13 protein-coding genes are annotated in these 17,993 nt (G+C 32.9%); 9 read left to right on the top strand and 4 right to left on the bottom strand.

What is annotated here, in order from left to right:
* The first annotated feature begins 221 nt into the window (after positions 1 to 221).
* The 9 genes from ACWJJT_RS06705 (at position 222) to ACWJJT_RS06665 (ending at position 14,412) form a co-directional block, all read left to right on the top strand.
* Positions 222 to 1,022 carry a hypothetical protein gene (locus ACWJJT_RS06705; RefSeq protein ID WP_220286494.1) on the top strand — a complete coding sequence of 267 codons (801 nt, stop codon included), beginning with the start codon at positions 222 to 224 and terminating at the stop codon, positions 1,020 to 1,022.
* 289 nt (positions 1,023 to 1,311) lie between these two features.
* Complete coding sequence (locus tag ACWJJT_RS06700; protein ID WP_462956433.1) at positions 1,312 to 1,917, top strand: TetR/AcrR family transcriptional regulator; 606 nt, start codon at positions 1,312 to 1,314, stop codon at positions 1,915 to 1,917.
* A 10-nt stretch (positions 1,918 to 1,927) separates the two neighbouring features.
* Positions 1,928 to 2,632 (top strand): ABC transporter ATP-binding protein, encoded by a 705-nt coding sequence (locus ACWJJT_RS06695; protein WP_216302897.1) that lies wholly within the window; start codon positions 1,928 to 1,930, stop codon positions 2,630 to 2,632.
* A gap of 2 nt (positions 2,633 to 2,634) precedes the next feature.
* Complete coding sequence (locus ACWJJT_RS06690) at positions 2,635 to 5,136, top strand: ABC transporter permease (protein ID WP_462956432.1); 2,502 nt, start codon at positions 2,635 to 2,637, stop codon at positions 5,134 to 5,136.
* A gap of 225 nt (positions 5,137 to 5,361) precedes the next feature.
* Entirely contained in the window at positions 5,362 to 5,997 is a 636-nt protein-coding gene (locus ACWJJT_RS06685) for a phosphoribosyltransferase (protein WP_258876423.1), read from the top strand.
* A gap of 187 nt (positions 5,998 to 6,184) precedes the next feature.
* The gene (gndA, locus tag ACWJJT_RS06680) at positions 6,185 to 7,600 is read left to right on the top strand and encodes an NADP-dependent phosphogluconate dehydrogenase (protein WP_462956431.1); all 1,416 of its coding nucleotides are present in this window, start codon (positions 6,185 to 6,187) and stop codon (positions 7,598 to 7,600) included.
* Positions 7,601 to 7,940: 340 nt separating this feature from the next.
* Complete coding sequence (locus tag ACWJJT_RS06675) at positions 7,941 to 10,136, top strand: glycosyl hydrolase family 18 protein (RefSeq protein WP_258280744.1); 2,196 nt, start codon at positions 7,941 to 7,943, stop codon at positions 10,134 to 10,136.
* A 203-nt stretch (positions 10,137 to 10,339) separates the two neighbouring features.
* A complete protein-coding gene (locus ACWJJT_RS06670; RefSeq protein ID WP_462956430.1) occupies positions 10,340 to 12,331 on the top strand; it encodes a glycosyl hydrolase family 18 protein in 1,992 nt (663 codons plus the stop codon).
* A 170-nt stretch (positions 12,332 to 12,501) separates the two neighbouring features.
* Complete coding sequence (locus ACWJJT_RS06665) at positions 12,502 to 14,412, top strand: family 20 glycosylhydrolase (RefSeq protein ID WP_462956429.1); 1,911 nt, start codon at positions 12,502 to 12,504, stop codon at positions 14,410 to 14,412.
* 103 nt (positions 14,413 to 14,515) lie between these two features.
* Here the strand turns inward: ACWJJT_RS06665 and ACWJJT_RS06660 are convergent, their stop codons facing one another.
* The 4 genes from ACWJJT_RS06660 to ACWJJT_RS06645 all read right to left on the bottom strand — a co-directional run bounded on the left by ACWJJT_RS06660 (position 14,516) and on the right by ACWJJT_RS06645 (position 17,925).
* Positions 14,516 to 15,286, bottom strand: a complete 771-nt coding sequence (locus ACWJJT_RS06660) for an ABC transporter permease (RefSeq protein WP_220320006.1) — start codon at positions 15,284 to 15,286, stop codon at positions 14,516 to 14,518.
* Between the two features lie 2 nt (positions 15,287 to 15,288).
* Entirely contained in the window at positions 15,289 to 15,918 is a 630-nt protein-coding gene (locus tag ACWJJT_RS06655) for an ABC transporter ATP-binding protein (RefSeq protein ID WP_462956428.1), read from the bottom strand.
* Positions 15,919 to 16,005: 87 nt separating this feature from the next.
* Entirely contained in the window at positions 16,006 to 16,908 is a 903-nt protein-coding gene (locus ACWJJT_RS06650; protein ID WP_462956427.1) for an ATP-binding cassette domain-containing protein, read from the bottom strand.
* A 6-nt stretch (positions 16,909 to 16,914) separates the two neighbouring features.
* A complete protein-coding gene (locus ACWJJT_RS06645; protein ID WP_462956426.1) occupies positions 16,915 to 17,925 on the bottom strand; it encodes an ABC transporter ATP-binding protein in 1,011 nt (336 codons plus the stop codon).
* Between the last annotated feature and the right edge of the window lie 68 nt (positions 17,926 to 17,993).

The following is a 17,993-nucleotide window of genomic DNA, read 5'->3' as shown; positions in this document are numbered from 1 at the left end:
TAACGGTAAAAGCAAGATAATCTAAAAGATAATAATAAAAGCACTTACTTAGGTAGGTGCTTTTATTATTATTTTTATATGAAATCACTAAATATTAGGTGTCATCGCTAACAAGTGGCGGTGATAACATCTAGCATTGAAAGTTTAGTTAGTGATATAATATAACTAAAGAAGCTGATTTGTATGGTGTAGATTGAGCCAAGATTTGTGAGGGTGATTAAATGAATTTCTTAGTAAACTTAATAATAAAGACATCGGTAGATACATTATATTTGACAGGGATGATAATTCTTGTAGGATTCATCCTTGGCTTTTTAAGGGAGCATTCAATAGAAAATTTGCAAAGGAGTTTTGGATGGAAGGCAGTTGCTATTACCGCTATTGTAGGTGTTCCCATACATGAAATTTCTCATGCTATTTTTTGTTTTCTCTTTGGGCACAAAATTACAAAAGTGGTACTAATACAAAAGAGAGACGAAAATGGTGTACTTGGGTATGTAAAGCATGCCTATAATCCTAATAGTGTATATCAACAGATAGGTAATTTTTTCATAGGCACTGCACCTATATTCGGAGGAATTGCGTCTATAATAGCTTTAATGTACGTCATAATTCCTAAGACATATAATGAATTTATAACTATATCTATTAATAATTTAAATGTAACTAAATTAAACGGTATAGCTCTGAATGGAATAATGACTTCTTATGTTAATTTAATAAAAATAATCTTTTCAATTAAGAATTTTACTAATCCCTATTTTATATTGTTTTTATTTTTAGCTATATGTATTTCATCTCATATATCGTTAAGCTCTGCGGATATTAAAGGGGCCTCTAAGGGATTATTTATAATATTCCTAATAATATTAGGTCTCAATACCCTTGGCATTTCGAGATTTGTTATGGCTGAAGATATATTGAAATATAACATTGTATTAATAGGATTTCTCATAGTATCATTGATTTTTTCAAGTATAACTTACATTGTAAGTTTACTAATATCATTAATAAAAATATAATGAAATGAAAGCACTGTTTTGCAGCTATATTGGAAAACATAAAGAAGAGAGGCAATGTGTATGGGGAATGATAGTGTAGGATGTATTTAAATGAAAATATAACCATAAAAATTCAAGAGAAAAAGGTAACAACAATGATTAAATTCATTGTTGTTACCTTTTTTCTTCTTAGTTATTTGTTTATAATTTTTGATTCACTGTATAAGAAAGATGCGACACCTTTGAATAATACAACAGTTGAGTTTTTTTAAAAATAGAGTATACTATAAAAGAGAACGGAGGTTTTCTAATGCAATATTTGAAGGAAGAGGTAAGAAATAATATAGTAGAAGAATCTCTAAAGGAATTTAAACAAAGGGGATACAAAGGCACATCAATAAGGGGGATAGCTAAGAACTCTGAAACATCAGTGGGGAATTTTTATAAATATTTTCATAGTAAAGATGATTTGTATGAAAAATTAATTGGACCTGTATATGATAGACTAATGGATTACATTAATCAGTTTAATAAAGTAGAAATAAACGAAGAAGCAGATGTTATTTTTTATAAATTAATGGAAGAGATAATGGAGATATTTAAAGAAAATAGCATAGAAATTACAATATTACTTAATAAAAGCGAAGGATCGAAATATGAAAATTGTAAAAAGACCTTCGTTGAGTTCGTAACTAGAATAGTTTCAGAGAAAATGAAATATGAGCTTTCACTCCAGGGGAAAAGACTTAAAAATAATTTTATTATTTATCTTATATCATATAACCTTGTGGAGAGTATTTCTATCATTTTAAGAGAGAAAGACGACGGAGCTCAGGTAAGAAAACTTATTATTGATATAATAGATATATTTTATAAAAATATTATGAGCAAGTTAGATTGTGAAAATATAAGTTAGGAGATAAAAAATGAAGAATTTTATAGAACTAAAAAATGTGAAAAAAACTTATACCATGGGAGAAGTTATCATCAAAGCAGTAGATGATGTTTCATTTTCTATAGAAAAGGGTGAATTTGTTGTGGTTATTGGTGCTAGTGGTGCAGGTAAAACAACAATACTTAACCTTTTGGGAGGTATGGACCAGGTTACTACTGGAAATATTATTGTGGATGGCAATGATATAAGTGAATACAATAAAAAAATGCTCACAAAATATAGGCGTGACGAAATAGGATTTGTATTTCAGTTCTATAATTTAGTACAAAATTTAAATGCAATTGAGAATGTAGAGCTTGCAGTTGAAATTTGTAAAAACCCAATGAATCCTGAAGAAGTACTTAAAAATGTAGGCCTTGAAAATAGAATGCGGAATTTCCCGTCGCAGCTTTCGGGAGGAGAACAGCAAAGAGTTTCCATAGCGAGGGCCCTTGCAAAAAATCCTAAGTTACTTCTTTGTGATGAGCCTACAGGAGCGCTGGATTATAATACTGGTAAGTCGATACTTAAGTTACTATCTGATACTTCAAAAAAACATGGCATGACTGTCATAGTCATTACACATAATTCCGCTATAACCCCTATTGCTGACAAGATAATAACAGTTAAAAGTGGTAAAGTTGAAAGCGTAATGAAAAATGATAATCCAATGTCTATCGAAAGCTTGGAGTGGTAGAAGTGAAGAAAACATTTTTTAAAAATTTATTTAGAGATATAAAAAAGACACTTTCAAGGTTTTTATCTATAGTAATAATCATTGCAATGGGAGTAGCTTTTTATGCTGGAGTTCGAGCTACTAGTCCAGATATGAAAAAATCAGCAGATTTTTATTTTAATCAAACTGAGTTTATGGATTTTAAACTTATATCTACACTTGGACTTACAAAGGATGACTTAGCTGAGGTCCAAAAACTAAAAGGTGTAAAAAAGGCTGAGGGTTCATTTTCAATAGACGCAGTAGTTGAAAAAGATAAACATTCGATGGTGCTTAATGTTAATTCAATTCCTCCTGAAAGTGGCATAAATAAGATTAAGATCGTCACAGGAAGAATAGCAAAAGCTAATAATGAAGTTGTAGTTGAAGAAGGATTTTTAAAAGAAAATAAACTTAAAATAGGGGATGTTATAGAACTTAAATCAGGAAAAGATGCTTTAATAGATAATGACCTAAAAAATAGCAGATTTAAAATAGTAGGAACAGCGCTGTCACCTTTATACTTATCAGCTCAAAGACAGCTAAGTTCAGTTGGTAATGGAACTGTTCGGGGATTTATTTATATACTACCTGATGTATTTAAAAGCGATGTTTATACAGAAATATATGTAAAAGATGATAGTGAAGAATCAAAAGATAGTCTTATATTAAGTGAAGATTATAAAAAAACTTCTAACAATATGAAGCAAGATCTTAAGGACATTGGAGTTATAAGAAGTAAAGTAAGGTATTCGCAAATATTGAAAGCTACGCAAGGTAAAATAAACATAGCAGAAAATAATGATATTAAAAAACCAGAATGGTATGTTCTTGGAAGAGATGCTAATCTGGGATATGAAACATATAGACAAGATAGTGAAAGAATAGATAACATAGGCAAGGCCTTCCCACTTATATTTTTCTTAGTGGCAGCTTTAGTTAGCCTTACAACTATGACGAGAATGGTTCAAGAAAATAGAATTGAAATAGGAACTTTAAAAGCTTTAGGATATTCAAGAATGGCCATAACTACTCACTATTTAATATATGCACTTTTAGCTAGTATAACAGGTAGCATAGTAGGTGTGTCTTTCGGATTTAGACTTTTTCCTCCACTTATAATGAATGCTTATAGCTCGCTTTATTCTATTCCAAGTTCTTTAACTCCTTTTAACCCTAGTTTAGCGCTTCAATCTTCATTAATCGCTATACTATTTACAACTCTTGCAGCGGGAGCGGCGACACTTGAGGAATTAAGAGAAGCACCAGCATCTTTGATGAGACCAAAACCGCCAAAGGCTGGAAAGACTATATTACTCGAAAAAATAACTTTTATATGGAAAAAGTTGAGTTTTACAAGTAAAGTTACTGCAAGAAATATATTTAGATATAAACAAAGGTTTTTCATGACCGTAATAGGCATCGCGGTGTGTACAGGACTTATGATAACAGGATTTGGACTTAAATCAGGAATAATGGGTGCTGTGGAAAGTCAGTTTACAAATATATATAGATATGATATGCAGTCAACACTTAGGAAAGACATAGACGATAAGCAAAAAGATATCACACAAAATAAAATAATGAAAGATGATAACGTAAAATCAGTTTTATTTTCATATACAAAAAATGGAACAGTGGATCTTTATAAATCTGGTAGAGAAGATGCATATTTAGTGGTTACAGAAGATACGAAAGAACTTAATAAGTATATTAATCTTACAATGAAAGGTACAGATCTAAGCTTTAAAGAAGATGGTGTAATTATTACTGAAAAATTATCGAAACTTATGAATAAAAAAAATGGAGACATATTTGAGATAACCATAAATGATAAAGTGGTAAAAGCTAGAATCTCAGGCATAACAGAGCATTATCTGCAACATTATATTTATATAAGCTCTGATTATTATAAAAAAATAACTGGGGAAAATCTTAAATTTAACGGGTTTTATGGACTTTTAAAATCCACATCAGATAGTGCAGAAGATAATACTACAAAGGTACTAACACGGACCCAGAATGTAGGATCTGTAAATTACAAAAACAAATCACATTTTGATTTTAATAAAACCACGAAGAGCATAAATTCAGTGGTACTCCTTCTAATAGTATCCGCAGGAGTCCTTGCTTTTGTTGTAATATATAACCTTACAAATATAAATGTAAATGAAAGAAAAAGAGAGTTGTCTACAATAAAACTTTTAGGATTTTATGATAGTGAACTTGCACTATATATATACCGTGAAAATATTATATTAACGGTAATAGGAAGCCTAACTGGAATAGCTGTGGGAATACTCCTATGTGGGTTTGTAATTAACACTTCAGAGACTAATGTAATGATGTTTATGAGGAAAATTGACCCTATTTATTTTCTATATTCAGTGTTACTTACAATTTCATTTTCTATAATTGTAAATTTAGTTATGTACAGAGAATTTGGTAATATAGATATGATAGAATCACTTAAAAGTGCAGAATAATGTTGCTTATAAAAACATAAAAATATGCCCGGGAAATAATTTGTGATTTTCCACGGGCTTTTTTTCTTTGCGTTAAATTATATTTTGAGTTATCTTCAATTTAAAAAAGCTTGATCTGCAGCAGGGATAATTTATCTCAATGTTTGGAAGTATATATAGGAAAACCTAAAAAAAACGGTAGAGACTTATAAATAAAAATTAAGTTAAAAGGTGTGGTGCATTAGAATGATGTTTTTAGACAGAAAAGATGCAGGGGAAAAGCTAACTGATAGTCTTGAAAAATTTAAAGATGAAGATGTAATTGTACTTGCGGTGCCAAGAGGTGGACTCGAAATAGCTTATGATACAGTAAAAAGATTTGGGTTTAAATGGGATTTGATTATTCCAAGAAAAATAGGGGCACCACATAACAAGGAGTTTGCAATAGGTGCAGTGTCTGTGGATGGTAGTTATTTTATAAATAATCATTACGTGAAAATGATTGGTATATCACAAGAGTATATCGAGAAGGAAGTTTTAGAGCAAACAAAAGAAATTAAAAGAAGGATGAAAGAGTACCGTGGAAAGGATACATTTCCTGAGGTTAAAGATAAAACAGTTATAATTATTGATGATGGGATTGCTACGGGATTTACTATCCTGGCTGTAATAAAATCTGTTAAAAAGCAAGGAGCTAAAAAAATCATTCTAGCTATTCCTGTAGGTCCTATGGAAGTTATTGAAGAATTCAAAGAACTTGTAGATGAGGTAATATGCCTATATATACCAGATGAATTTTATGCAGTAGGTTCATATTATAAGGATTTTAAGCAAGTTATAGATGAAGAAGTATTTAAAATCATGAATGAATTGAGGGGATAAATTAGGGAGTATAAGCTTGTTGCGATAGATTGTGACGTTTAAGGGTAGTCATGACTAGTATAAATAAACGCATTATGCCTCAAAATGTACAATAGCGTTTTTGCTTATGCAATTGAATAATATATAGTATAATATAAACTATATATTATTCAACGAGAGAAACTTTTTTTAAGGGGGAATTTATCTTATGAATAAACAACAATTTGGAGTTATAGGCGTTGGTGTTATGGGTAAAAATTTAGCAATAAACGTTGAAAGCAGGGGAATATCTGTTTCGGTTTATGATCGAAGTAAAATTGCCACAGATAAGTTATTAATAGAGGTGAAAGAAAAAAATATTGTTGGAACATACTCTATAGAAGAGTTTGTGAACTCTATTGAAATTCCGAGAAAAATATTAATTATGATTAAAGCAGGAAAGCCTGTGGATGAAGCAATAGAAGAATTAATACCATATATATCAAAGGGTGACATAATAATTGATGGCGGCAATTCATTTTTTATGGATACAATACGTAGAAGTAAGAAACTTGAAGATTTGGGTTTTAAATTTATAGGGGCAGGAGTTTCAGGAGGAGAAAAAGGGGCTTTAAAAGGCCCAGCAATTATGCCAGGAGGTCAGATTGATGCTTATAAAATAGTAGAACCAATTTTAACAGCTATATCTGCAAAAGTAGATGGAGAATCGTGTTGTACTTACATTGGAGCAAATGGGGCAGGCCATTATGTAAAGATGGTTCATAATGGCATAGAGTATGCAGATATGCAGCTTATTTGTGAAGCTTATGCGCTTTTAAAAGGAGTTCTTGGACTTTCTAATGATAAAATTCATGATGTGTTTGCGCAGTGGAATAAAGGTGAGCTCAATAGTTATTTAATGGAGATAACTAGTGAAATATTTGCACAAAAGGATAATGAGTCCGGAAAGCACATGGTTGATATTATTCTAGATAAAGCAGGTCAAAAGGGAACCGGGAAATGGACTAGTCAAAGTGCTCTAGATCTAGCACTGCCAATACCTACAATAACAGAGGCTGTTTTTGCACGTTGCGTTTCGAAAGTAAAAGATGAACGAGTGTTGGCAAGTGATATACTAAAAGGGCCAGATGAATTATTTGAAGGGGATATAAATGAGTTTATAGAATCAGTAAGAAGAGCTCTTTATACAAGTAAAATATGTTCATATGCACAGGGATTCGCGCTTATGAAAGCTGCAGCAGTAGAATATAACTGGGACCTTAAATATGGCGAAATTGCTAAAATATTTAGAGGTGGGTGTATTATTCGCGCTCAGTTCCTTAACAAGATTAACGTTGCCTATGAAAATGATGCTAATATTAAAAATCTAATGTTAGATTCTTATTTCAATAATATTATTAGTAGTTATCAAAAGGATTGGCGATTCGTAGTATCCACAGCTGTAAATTTAGGTGTGCCAGTTCCAGGATTTTCTAGTGCACTAATGTATTATGATAGTTATAGAAGTGCAAATCTCCCAGCAAATTTACTTCAGGCACAAAGAGATTATTTTGGTGCCCATACATTTGAAAGAGTTGATAAAGAAGGGACATTCCATCATGAATGGGTAAGTGAAACTAAATAATAAATATCAAAACCTGTAGTTTATATTTTAGACTGCAGGTTTTTGTTGTTAAAAAGATATAATGAATATGTTTAAAAATATTTCGCATGCTAGTATATTACATTTTACAAGAGTTTTCAACTAAATTCTCAACATAACACTCTGGAATAGGGATTTAAAGTAATTATATTGACAAAGCTATCCAAATATGTAAAAATGAATATGGAAGTTTACAAAATAAGCATATGAAGGATAAAAATGTCGAAAAAAGTATTGCAATTTTTTAGCACAATTAGTTAGTTTAACTTTTATGGTTATTTTATTTTGGTATGGCAATCTAATTATATAAGGGGGATTATTAATGAAAGGAACTAAAATTATTTCATGTATAACTATGGCAGCACTGATGGTCATAGCTGTAGGGATAACAACAAATGTGAAAGCTGAAACGATTAAAGAAATTAAGCCGGTAACAGAAATGGCTCACAAGAATGTAGTTACATATTTCCCTAATTGGGCAATGTACAACTCTGCTCATCAATCAATGGAACCGAAGGATATACCATGGACAAAAGTTAATGTAATTAATCATTCATTTTTCTCAATAAATAAAGATTTTAAAATCACTTCAATAGATACTTATGCGGACTATGAGAAGACGATGGAGCATTCAGGAGGGTGGGATTCTCCACTAAAAGGATGTTTAGGAGAGTATAAGTATTATAAAGGCATATATCCAGATAAGAAGATACTTATTTCTGTTGGTGGTTGGACACGAGGAGAAAATTTTCATGCAATGGCTATGACGTCAGAAACTAGAAAAGTATTTACAGATAGTGTTGTTGAATTTTTAAAGCAGTATCCATTTATAGATGGTATCGATATAGATTGGGAATATCCAGGTGTAGATAGAAAGGCAGAACCAAATGATCAATACGATAAAGGATGTCCAGGTGGGCCAGAGGATAAAGTCAACTATACATTACTATTGAAAGATATAAGGGATGCATACAATGCAAATGGATTATCAGGTAAAATGTTAACTGTAGCAGCTGGAGCAGGCTATGATAAGATGGCATTAGTAGAACCATCTAAATATGAACAATATCTTGATTACATGAATGTTATGACTTATGACATTCATGGTGCATGGGAACTAACTACGAATCATCAGGCAGCATTATATGTTAACCCTGAGGATCCATCAGGTACAACCCCAACAGATTTGAAGAATAAATATAATTCAGATTATGCAATGAAGGCTTATAGAGATATTTATAAAATTTCTCCATCAAAGCTTAATATGGGATCACCATTATATTCAAGAGGTTGGAAAGGTGTTAAACCAGGACCAAATGGAGATGGGTTATATCAAAGTGCAACTGGAGCTTCTGTGGGATCTTTGGATAATCCATCCTCACCAGGTGGACAAGAGCCATGGTTTATATTAAAGCAACTAGAAACTACCCCAGGTTGGAATAAATACTATGATACGAAAGCAAATGCAGTATATTTATATAATGCATCAAAGGGTGAATTTCTAACTTATGAAGATGAAAAGACATTAAATGATAGATGTGATTATGTAAATGCCAATGGCTATGGTGGAGTATTTATTTGGGATGCTTCTGATGATGATTTATCAAAAGGATCTCCAATGACAACCATAGCATGGAATAAAATGAGTACCCCTGTAGTAAATAAACTACAAGCAGCAACTTTAACATCAGGAGCGGTAAGCAATGGAGCATATAAACTAACAGCAATAGTCCCAACTAACAATACAGCAACTTCATATACAATAATGGAAGGTGCGAAGACTATAACAAATGGTACATTAGTAGCAGGACAAACTACAACACAAACAATAGTATATGATAGTACAGGTAAGGGACCAGGAACGTATGATTACACAGTAGAACTTTCCGACGGAACCAAAAGCATTACATCAAATCAAGTAACTGTAATAGTGCTACCACCAGTAGTAAATAAACTACAAGGAGCAACTTTAACAGCGGGAGCAGTAAGCGATGGGGCATATAAACTAACAGCAATAGTCCCAGCTAATAATACCGCAACTTCATATGCTGTAATGGAAGGTACGAAGCAGTTAACAACGGGTAAATTAGTAGCAGGACAAACTACAACACAAACAATAGTATATGATAGTACAGATAAGGTACCAGGTACTTATGATTATACAGTAGTAGTAACCAATGGAACATCATCACTTATATCAAATAAAGTATCAGTAACCGTTCCAAAAGTAGTTGGCAAATTGCCAGCTAAACCAAGCTTAACTCAAGATAACTGGGATGGTAGTGCTGAGTATAAAATAATTATGAACATGTGGTGGGGAGAGAATGGTACTTCTTGGAGGCTATATGAGAATGGAGTACTAATTTCAACGAAACCATTAGTAGCAAGTGTCTTAAACGCCCAAACAGATTCCGTATCATTTAAAGGGAAAGCAAGAGGAACCTATGTGTATAAGGCAGAGCTTGTTAATGATGCAGGTGCTACAGTATCTGATGAATTCAACTATACTGTAAAATAGTAAGTAGTCAATCTAGGATATTACTTAAGATTAGCAGCTATATCATAAAGTACAGTAGCGGATTTATGACAACAAAAACAGTATGATTATTAATGGGACTGTCTTAAAAACAATAAAAAAGGCAGTCTCTTTTCTATTAATAATCGGGTCCACTTGAATCCCACTAAGACAACTAATTACAAAATATGTTAGGAGGGTTATTAATGAAAGGAACTAAAATTATTTCATGTATAACTATAGCGGCACTAATGGTGGTCATAGCTATAGGGATAACGTCAAATGTAGAGGCTAAAACGATTAAAGAAATTAAGTCAGTAATAGTGCCTGTAGTAAAACCAATCTCTGGTTCAAAACTACTTGTAGGGTATTGGCATAACTTTGATAATGGAACAGGGATTGTTAAACTTAGAGATGTTTCAACTAAATGGGATGTTTTAAATATATCTTTTGGTGAAACAAATATAGATCGGGCTGTAGTTGAGTTTTCGCCTTGCTATGGCACAGAGGCGGAGTTTAAGTCTGACATCGCATATTTGCAAAGCAAGGGAAAGAAAGTTGTACTTTCAATAGGTGGACAAAATGGCGTAGTGCTAGTACCAGATGCTACTGCAAAACAAAAATTTATTAATTCTGTGGAGGCCGTAATAGATAAATATGGTTTTGATGGAGTTGATGTTGATCTAGAGTCAGACATTTCGATGAATGCTGGAGATACTGACTTTAAAAATCCAAGCACACCACAAATTGTAAATCTTATTACGGGATTAAGAACTATTTCAGATTATTATGGTCCTAATTTTATATTAAGTATGGCGCCTGAAACTGCATACGTTCAAGGTGGTTATAGTTCTTATGGAAACATATGGGGTGCTTACTTGCCAATTATTTATGGTGTAAAAGATAAATTAACTTATATTCATGTGCAACATTACAATGCTGGTAGTGGAGCTGGAATGGATGGTTTAAATTATAATCAAGGTACAGCTGACTATGAAGTAGCTATGGCAGATATGTTACTTCACGGATTTCCAATAGGCGGGAATTCTAGTAATGTATTTCCAGCATTAAGAGAAGAACAAGTGATGATAGGATTGCCAGCATGCTCATTAGCAGCTCCGAGCGGTGGATACATAAATCCTACAGAAATGAAAAAGGCATTAGATTATATAATGAAAGGAATTCCTTTTGGGGGTAAATATAAAATTTCAAACGCAAAGGGCTATCCAGGATTTCGAGGTTTAATGTCTTGGTCAGTCAATTGGGATGCTAAAAGTAATTATGAGTTTTCAACTAATTATCGTGCATATTTTGACGAAATAGTTAACCCAGTTTATTCATTAAAGGAAGCAATTATTTCATCAAGTGCAGTAGCTAATGGTAGCTTTACATTGATGGCTGAAGTACCAGGATATAATACTGCTAGTTCTTATAAATTTATAGATAATATAGGAGTAATTACAAGTGGTAAAATAACGCCTCAAACTTCAGAAGTAACATTAACTCAGCAAGTTGCTAATAAAAAACCCGGAACGTATGATTACACAATAGAACTTTCTGATGGAACAAAAACAATTACATCAAATCAAGTAACTGTAATAGTGCTGCCGGAAGTAGTAAATAAACTACAAGCAGCAACTTTAACAGCTGGAGCGGTAAGCGATGGAGCATATAAACTAACAGCAATAGTTCCAACTAATAATACCGCAACTTCATATGCTGTAATGGAAGGTACGAAGCAGTTAACAACGGGTAAATTAGTAGCAGGACAAGCTACAATACAAACAATAGTATATGATAGTACAGATAAGGCACCAGGTACTTATGGTTATACAGTAGTAGTAACCGATGGAACATCATCACTTATATCAAATAAAGTATCAGTAACCGTTCCAAAAGTAGTGGGCAAATTGCCAGCTAAACCAAGCTTAACTCAAGATAACTGGGATAGTAGTTCAGATTATAAAATAATTATGAACATGTGGTGGGGAGAAAATGGTACTTCTTGGAGGCTATATGAGAATGGAGTACTAATTTCAACGAAACCATTAGTAGTAAATGGTTCAAATGCCCAAACGGATTCCGTATTATTTAAAGGAAAAGCAGGAGGAACCTATGTGTATAAGGCAGAACTTGTTAATGATGCAGGTGCTACAGTATCTGATGCATTAAACTATACTGTATCAAATGGTAAATAGACACAAAATCCCTCTATAATCTTTGATTTAGGGGAGAGGTTCACAAATATAATACATGTTCGCAATTATCACATTAAAGTTATATATGTATATAATAGTATATATATATTTTTTTTTATATTTTAATAATTTGAATACAAAAGATTATAATATAAGAAGGGGGAATCGGCATGTATTTGATCCCATTGCCACGTAAAGTCATAGAACGCGAAGGAATATTTTTGATAGGTCACAATACTGCCATTGTGTTAGATGTGGCATTGGATGATAACGATTTGGAAACGGCGAAGATGTTACAGCAGGAAATTAAAAAGGTTATCGCAATTACGCTTCCTATTAAAAAAGTGTTACGGAGTGCAGGGGATCTTTATGAAAACTGCATTTGCTTTCAATATGACAATATAGATACAAGAAAAGAAGCTTATATGCTGAGTGTGAGATCAAATAAAATTACAATTACCGCCTGTTCAAGCCGCGGATTCCTGTATGGAGTAGCTACGCTAATTCAGCTATGTAAGATATCACGTGCGGAAATTGGATGCACAGATATTGAAGATGAACCATCTTATTCAAACAGAGGATATATGCTTGATGTTAGCCGCGGAAGGGTGCCTACTATGAACAGTCTGAAAGTGCTGGTTGATCGGTTGTCATTGTATAAAATCAATCAACTTCAACTGTATATGGAAAACTGTTTACGACTAGATGGATTTGAGGAAATTTGGTCGCAGACTGATCCTTTTACTCCGGAAGAAATTTTGGAACTAGATTCTTACTGCAATAAAAGAGGCATTGAACTGGTACCTTGCATAGCATCATTTGGACATTTGTATGATTTACTCCGTTCAGAGAGCTTTGGTAAATACAGAGAAATGAATACCGGTCAGGGTGAGGCATTTACTTGGTATAACCGTATGAGATACCATATCATTAATGTGTCTGACCCCGATAGTTTTGCTCTTATCACAGGAATTCTTGACCAATACATGCCATTGTTTCGCAGTGATAAAATAAACATTTGTTGCGATGAAACATTTGATTTGGGTAAGGGGAAGAGTGCTCCTATGGCAAAGGGAATGGTTTACGGAGAGATGTATCTTTCTTATGTGAATAGGTTAGTGGAATATCTTCAAAGTAAGGGAAAAAAGGTAATGATTTGGGGTGATATTCTGCAGAATCATCACGAACAGATGGGTAAACTTAATTCGCAAGTTACTTGCCTTAACTGGTATTACAATTATGGTGCTAAGGAAGAAGTTGTTAAAATTTTTGCAGATATCGGTTTGAAGCAATATGTATGTCCTAGTGTATCAGGTTACAGTAGGTTGGTGAATGCATATGACATGAGTTTTACTAATATAAGAGAGATGGCAAAGTTAGGTAATCAGTATCATGCGGTGGGATTTTTGAATACAGACTGGGGAGATTGTGGACATATTAATATGCCGGCGCTTGCCATTCCCTGCATGATTTATGGCGCAGCACAGGGTTGGAACGTTGAGGACGACAGGGATTTTAGCACCATAGACAAGGCTATTTCACTGGTTGAATATGAAGATCGCGGGAAAAAGCTGGTAGGGCTGTTACGTGAACTTTCTCGTCAAGATATAATTACTTTTAACGATATGGCATTTTTCAGGGATTATAAGGTGTACAATCAGACATACAATGATCGTGGAACCTCGCTATATGAAAAAGCTAAAAATGAAATGATGTTGGTTTCAGAGAATCAACTTAAGGGTGCAGTTACCAAATGCAGCGAAATCATAAATTTCCTTAAACAAAATGATAGTGGTTCATATGCAGAACGCCAAGAAGAAATGCTAGAGTATTATCTTGCTGCTCGTGGTGTAGCACTTATGCAGGAGTTGACGCTGATAATTAAAAAGCGTGAGTATGCTCAGGATGTACAGCCACTGGATACTCCTTATGAATTGGCTAGTAAGCTAGAATATTGGCTGATGGATTACTGTACGGAGTGGAGGACTGTCAGCCGCGAGAGTGAATTGTATCGAATAAAAGAATTTGTTTGGCAAATCTGCTCCATCCTGCGAAAATACGATACAAAATTACACAGTTGATGATAGATTCAAACAGAGCGGTGATTCTTCAAAAATTATATAATAAAAGCTGTGAAATTAATTTCACAGCTTTTATTATATAATCATCTTCTGAAATGTCATTCTATAAGAACTGTTTCCTATTATTGTATAAAGACTTATAACCTAAGTTTAGGGATAAAAAAACTGTTATACAAACAGAAGTACAAACTGCAATCATAATGGCTATTTGGTACATAATCGCTGTGGTAGGTAGTGTACCTGACAACATCTGTCCTGTCATCATTCCCGGTAAAAAAATTATTCCCATTCCTAGCATGGAATTCATTGTAGGAATTAAGGCGGTTTCTAAAGCATTATTAGCAAAAGGCTTTAAAATATCTCTAGGCTCCACTCCTAAATTGAGTAAAGTATTAATTTTATTTTTTTCTTTGCTTATATCATCCATAAAGGTTTTTATTGCAATGTTTACTCCCGTCATAGAGTTACCAATAATCATACCAGCTAAAGGTATAGTGTATTGAGGGTTGAATATGGATTTACCAACAACTACAGTTACAAAAAAGACTAGAATAAAAAGTCCCGAAAATGTTAAAGAAGCTCCTATTGCAATTTTGAAATTTTGATTTAAGTCTTTTTTACTTTTAATTACTCTATCAATAGAAAATACTATCATAATTACTAAAAAAATTATAGTAAATATAGGCTTTGGATTACTAAAGACATATTGAAGTATATAACCCACAATTACAAGTTGAACTGTCATTCTTAAACTTGCAACTATAAGAAGTTTTGTTTGATTAACCTTTGATTTTTTCATAATTATGAGCACTATAATTAGAAGTAAATAAATAAGTGAAAATTGGAAAATACTTAGCTGTACTGCTCCTTTCATATTTATGCCTCCTTAACTATTTCAACTTTATTTTCACAAAACTTATCAACAATAGTTTTATTGTGGCTTACAATTACAATTTCAATGTTTTTTGCCTTGCAGAAATTTATTATATTTATCATCATTTCATGACTGTTTTTTTCATCTAATGCTGAAGTTGGCTCGTCGAGTAATATAATCTCAGGACATAATGATAAAAAAATTGATATATAAACCCTTTGACGTTCTCCACCAGAAAGGGTAGATGTATTTTGGTCAAGTGGAACATTTACGCAGCAAAGATCGGTAATGTAGGTAATATATTCTAAGCTAGGCATAGTTTTTTGTCTTAGTGAATAAAAGGTTTTAAAATTGTCTATTATGCTTTCATCAAATAGGAAAACATCCTGAGAAACTAGGCTTACTTCACGTCTTAGAGCAATAGGGTCATATGCACCAATTGGTGTACCTTTATATAATAATTCACCAGATAGTGGAGTTATAGATTGGTTTAACAGTTTTAAAAAAGTGCTTTTGCCACATCCACTTTCCCCAACGATAAAATTAATCATTCCCTTTTGAACTTTTACGTCATTATAAGTTAAATTGGATTTGTAAATAAGATTACTTGCTTGAAATAATAATTCATTCATTTAAAATGACCTCCAAAAAAATAATATCTAAAATAGATATACAAATTCGATAACAAGTTTATCAATTAAGAATATCACTGGATAAAATTAAATGCAACAATATACAAAGTGACCTTCTGATACTTCTACCAACTGACCTTTTTCTTCTAAATGAACATCTACAATCGGATTATACTTGATACGGGCTCTATTTTCTGCACAAGCTGGATCAGGGACAAGCATTGATGAAAACAGTGCCTTAGTATAAGGATGAATTGGATTGCGATATAATTCGCAAGTTTCAGCGAGTTCAACAATTTTTCCATGATACATAACCCCTACTCGGTTGCAGACATACCTTACCATTGATAAGTCATGTGAAATAAATAAACACGTCATACCATTTTCTCTTTGAAGCTTTTTAAATAAATTGATAATTTGAGCTTGAATTGAAACATCTAAAGATGCAATTGGTTCATCAGCAATGATGAATTTCGGATCAAGACTAAGCGCTCGTGCAATTCCTACACGTTGTCTCTGTCCGCCTGAGCATTCAAATGGATAATAGTCTTTATAGATTTTATCAAGGCCTACCAAGTTCATAAGCTTATAAACTTTATCCATGCGTTCTTCTTTCTCCTTATACACTTTTTGTATTATAAGAGGTTCCTCAATAATTTCTTTTATAGTCATCCGTGAATTTAGAGATGATGTTGAATCTTGAAATATAATTTGCATATTTCTATTTATAAGTCTCTTTTGAGCTCTGTAAATTTTAGGATCTGATATAAGATTTCCCCTATAATAGATTTCTCCCTCTGTTGGCTTATGGATATTAATAATGCTTCTGCCAGTAGTTGATTTACCGGAACCGGATTCACCCACCAAGCCAAATATTTCTCCTTTATAAATTCCAAAAGATATATCATCAACTGCTTTAATTAAAGTATTTCTATCTAATTTGAAATATTGCTTTAAATTTCTCACTTCCAATATTTTTTCGGTTTTCATTTCATATCACTTCACATTTCTCAAATTTAATGGGGGATTTATTTTTGGCGCATCTTTGTGTAAAAGCCAAGTTGCAGCACTATGTGTATCACTGATTTTAAACATTGGTGATTCAGCTAGATAATCCATCTTCAAAGCATATTTGTTTCTCACCGCAAAAGCATCACCCTTTGGCAGGTTCAGTAAATTAGGTGGCATTCCTGGTATGAAATTCAAAAATTCCTCATCAGAATCAATTTTAGGTAAAGAGGACATTAATCCCCAAGTATAGGGATGCCTTGGATCATAAAAAATATCTTTAGCTGTGCCAATCTCAACAAATTTACCTGCATACATAATTGCAATTCTTTGGGCAATATTTGCAACAACGCCTAAATCATGCGTGATAAATATGATTGATATACCAGTTTTTACTTGTAACTCTTGAATAAGATCTAATATTTGTGCTTGGATAGTTACATCTAAAGCAGTGGTTGGTTCATCAGCAATTAATACTTCAGGGCTACAGGCCAGTGCTATTGCAATAACACTTCGTTGTATCATTCCCCCAGAGAAATGATACGGATACTGATTAAATCTTTTTTCTGCATGATCTATCCCAACAAGTTCCATCAATTCTATGCTTTTCCTTTTAGCTTCCCTTTTGCTAATTTTTTGATGAATGAGTACCGCTTCCATGATCTGTTTGCCAATAGACATAGTGGGATTTAAAGAAGTCGTAGAATCTTGAAATACCATAGATATGTCCTTGCCTCTCACCTTATTCATAGATTTTTCCGATAAATTTGTTATGTTCTCTCCATTAAGAATAACTTCTCCACTTTTTATACAGCCATTTTCGGGAAGTATGCGTAAAATGCTTTTACATAATACTGATTTTCCAGATCCTGATTCTCCAAGTATCGCTAAAACTTCTCCTTTTTTCAGAGAAAAAGAAACATCTCTAACCACCTTCACTTCACCCGCTTTAGTTAAAAAGCTTACGACTAAATTATTTACTTCTAACAAATTGTCCATATTCGCTCCTATTCATTAAAAACCACAAAACAACATTATGGGCCCTTGTAGTTTCTCTTTATTTTTAA

The organism is Clostridium sp. CM041, from assembly GCF_055081035.1.
The sequence above is the reverse complement of the archived record's forward strand: the minus strand, read 5'-3'. Positions and strand labels throughout refer to the sequence as shown.

What these genes read in the sequence shown, in the direction of transcription:
- ACWJJT_RS06645 (WP_462956426.1), bottom strand. Translation starts at nt 17,925, where the DNA reads ATGGACAATTTGTTAGAAGTAAATAATTTAGTCGTAAGCTTTTTAACT.
- gndA (WP_462956431.1), top strand. Translation starts at nt 6,185, where the DNA reads ATGAATAAACAACAATTTGGAGTTATAGGCGTTGGTGTTATGGGTAAA.
- ACWJJT_RS06650 (WP_462956427.1), bottom strand. Translation starts at nt 16,908, where the DNA reads ATGAAAACCGAAAAAATATTGGAAGTGAGAAATTTAAAGCAATATTTC.
- ACWJJT_RS06695 (WP_216302897.1), top strand. Translation starts at nt 1,928, where the DNA reads ATGAAGAATTTTATAGAACTAAAAAATGTGAAAAAAACTTATACCATG.
- ACWJJT_RS06685 (WP_258876423.1), top strand. Translation starts at nt 5,362, where the DNA reads ATGATGTTTTTAGACAGAAAAGATGCAGGGGAAAAGCTAACTGATAGT.
- ACWJJT_RS06665 (WP_462956429.1), top strand. Translation starts at nt 12,502, where the DNA reads ATGTATTTGATCCCATTGCCACGTAAAGTCATAGAACGCGAAGGAATA.
- ACWJJT_RS06670 (WP_462956430.1), top strand. Translation starts at nt 10,340, where the DNA reads ATGAAAGGAACTAAAATTATTTCATGTATAACTATAGCGGCACTAATG.
- ACWJJT_RS06700 (WP_462956433.1), top strand. Translation starts at nt 1,312, where the DNA reads ATGCAATATTTGAAGGAAGAGGTAAGAAATAATATAGTAGAAGAATCT.
- ACWJJT_RS06705 (WP_220286494.1), top strand. Translation starts at nt 222, where the DNA reads ATGAATTTCTTAGTAAACTTAATAATAAAGACATCGGTAGATACATTA.
- ACWJJT_RS06675 (WP_258280744.1), top strand. Translation starts at nt 7,941, where the DNA reads ATGAAAGGAACTAAAATTATTTCATGTATAACTATGGCAGCACTGATG.
- ACWJJT_RS06655 (WP_462956428.1), bottom strand. Translation starts at nt 15,918, where the DNA reads ATGAATGAATTATTATTTCAAGCAAGTAATCTTATTTACAAATCCAAT.
- ACWJJT_RS06660 (WP_220320006.1), bottom strand. Translation starts at nt 15,286, where the DNA reads ATGAAAGGAGCAGTACAGCTAAGTATTTTCCAATTTTCACTTATTTAT.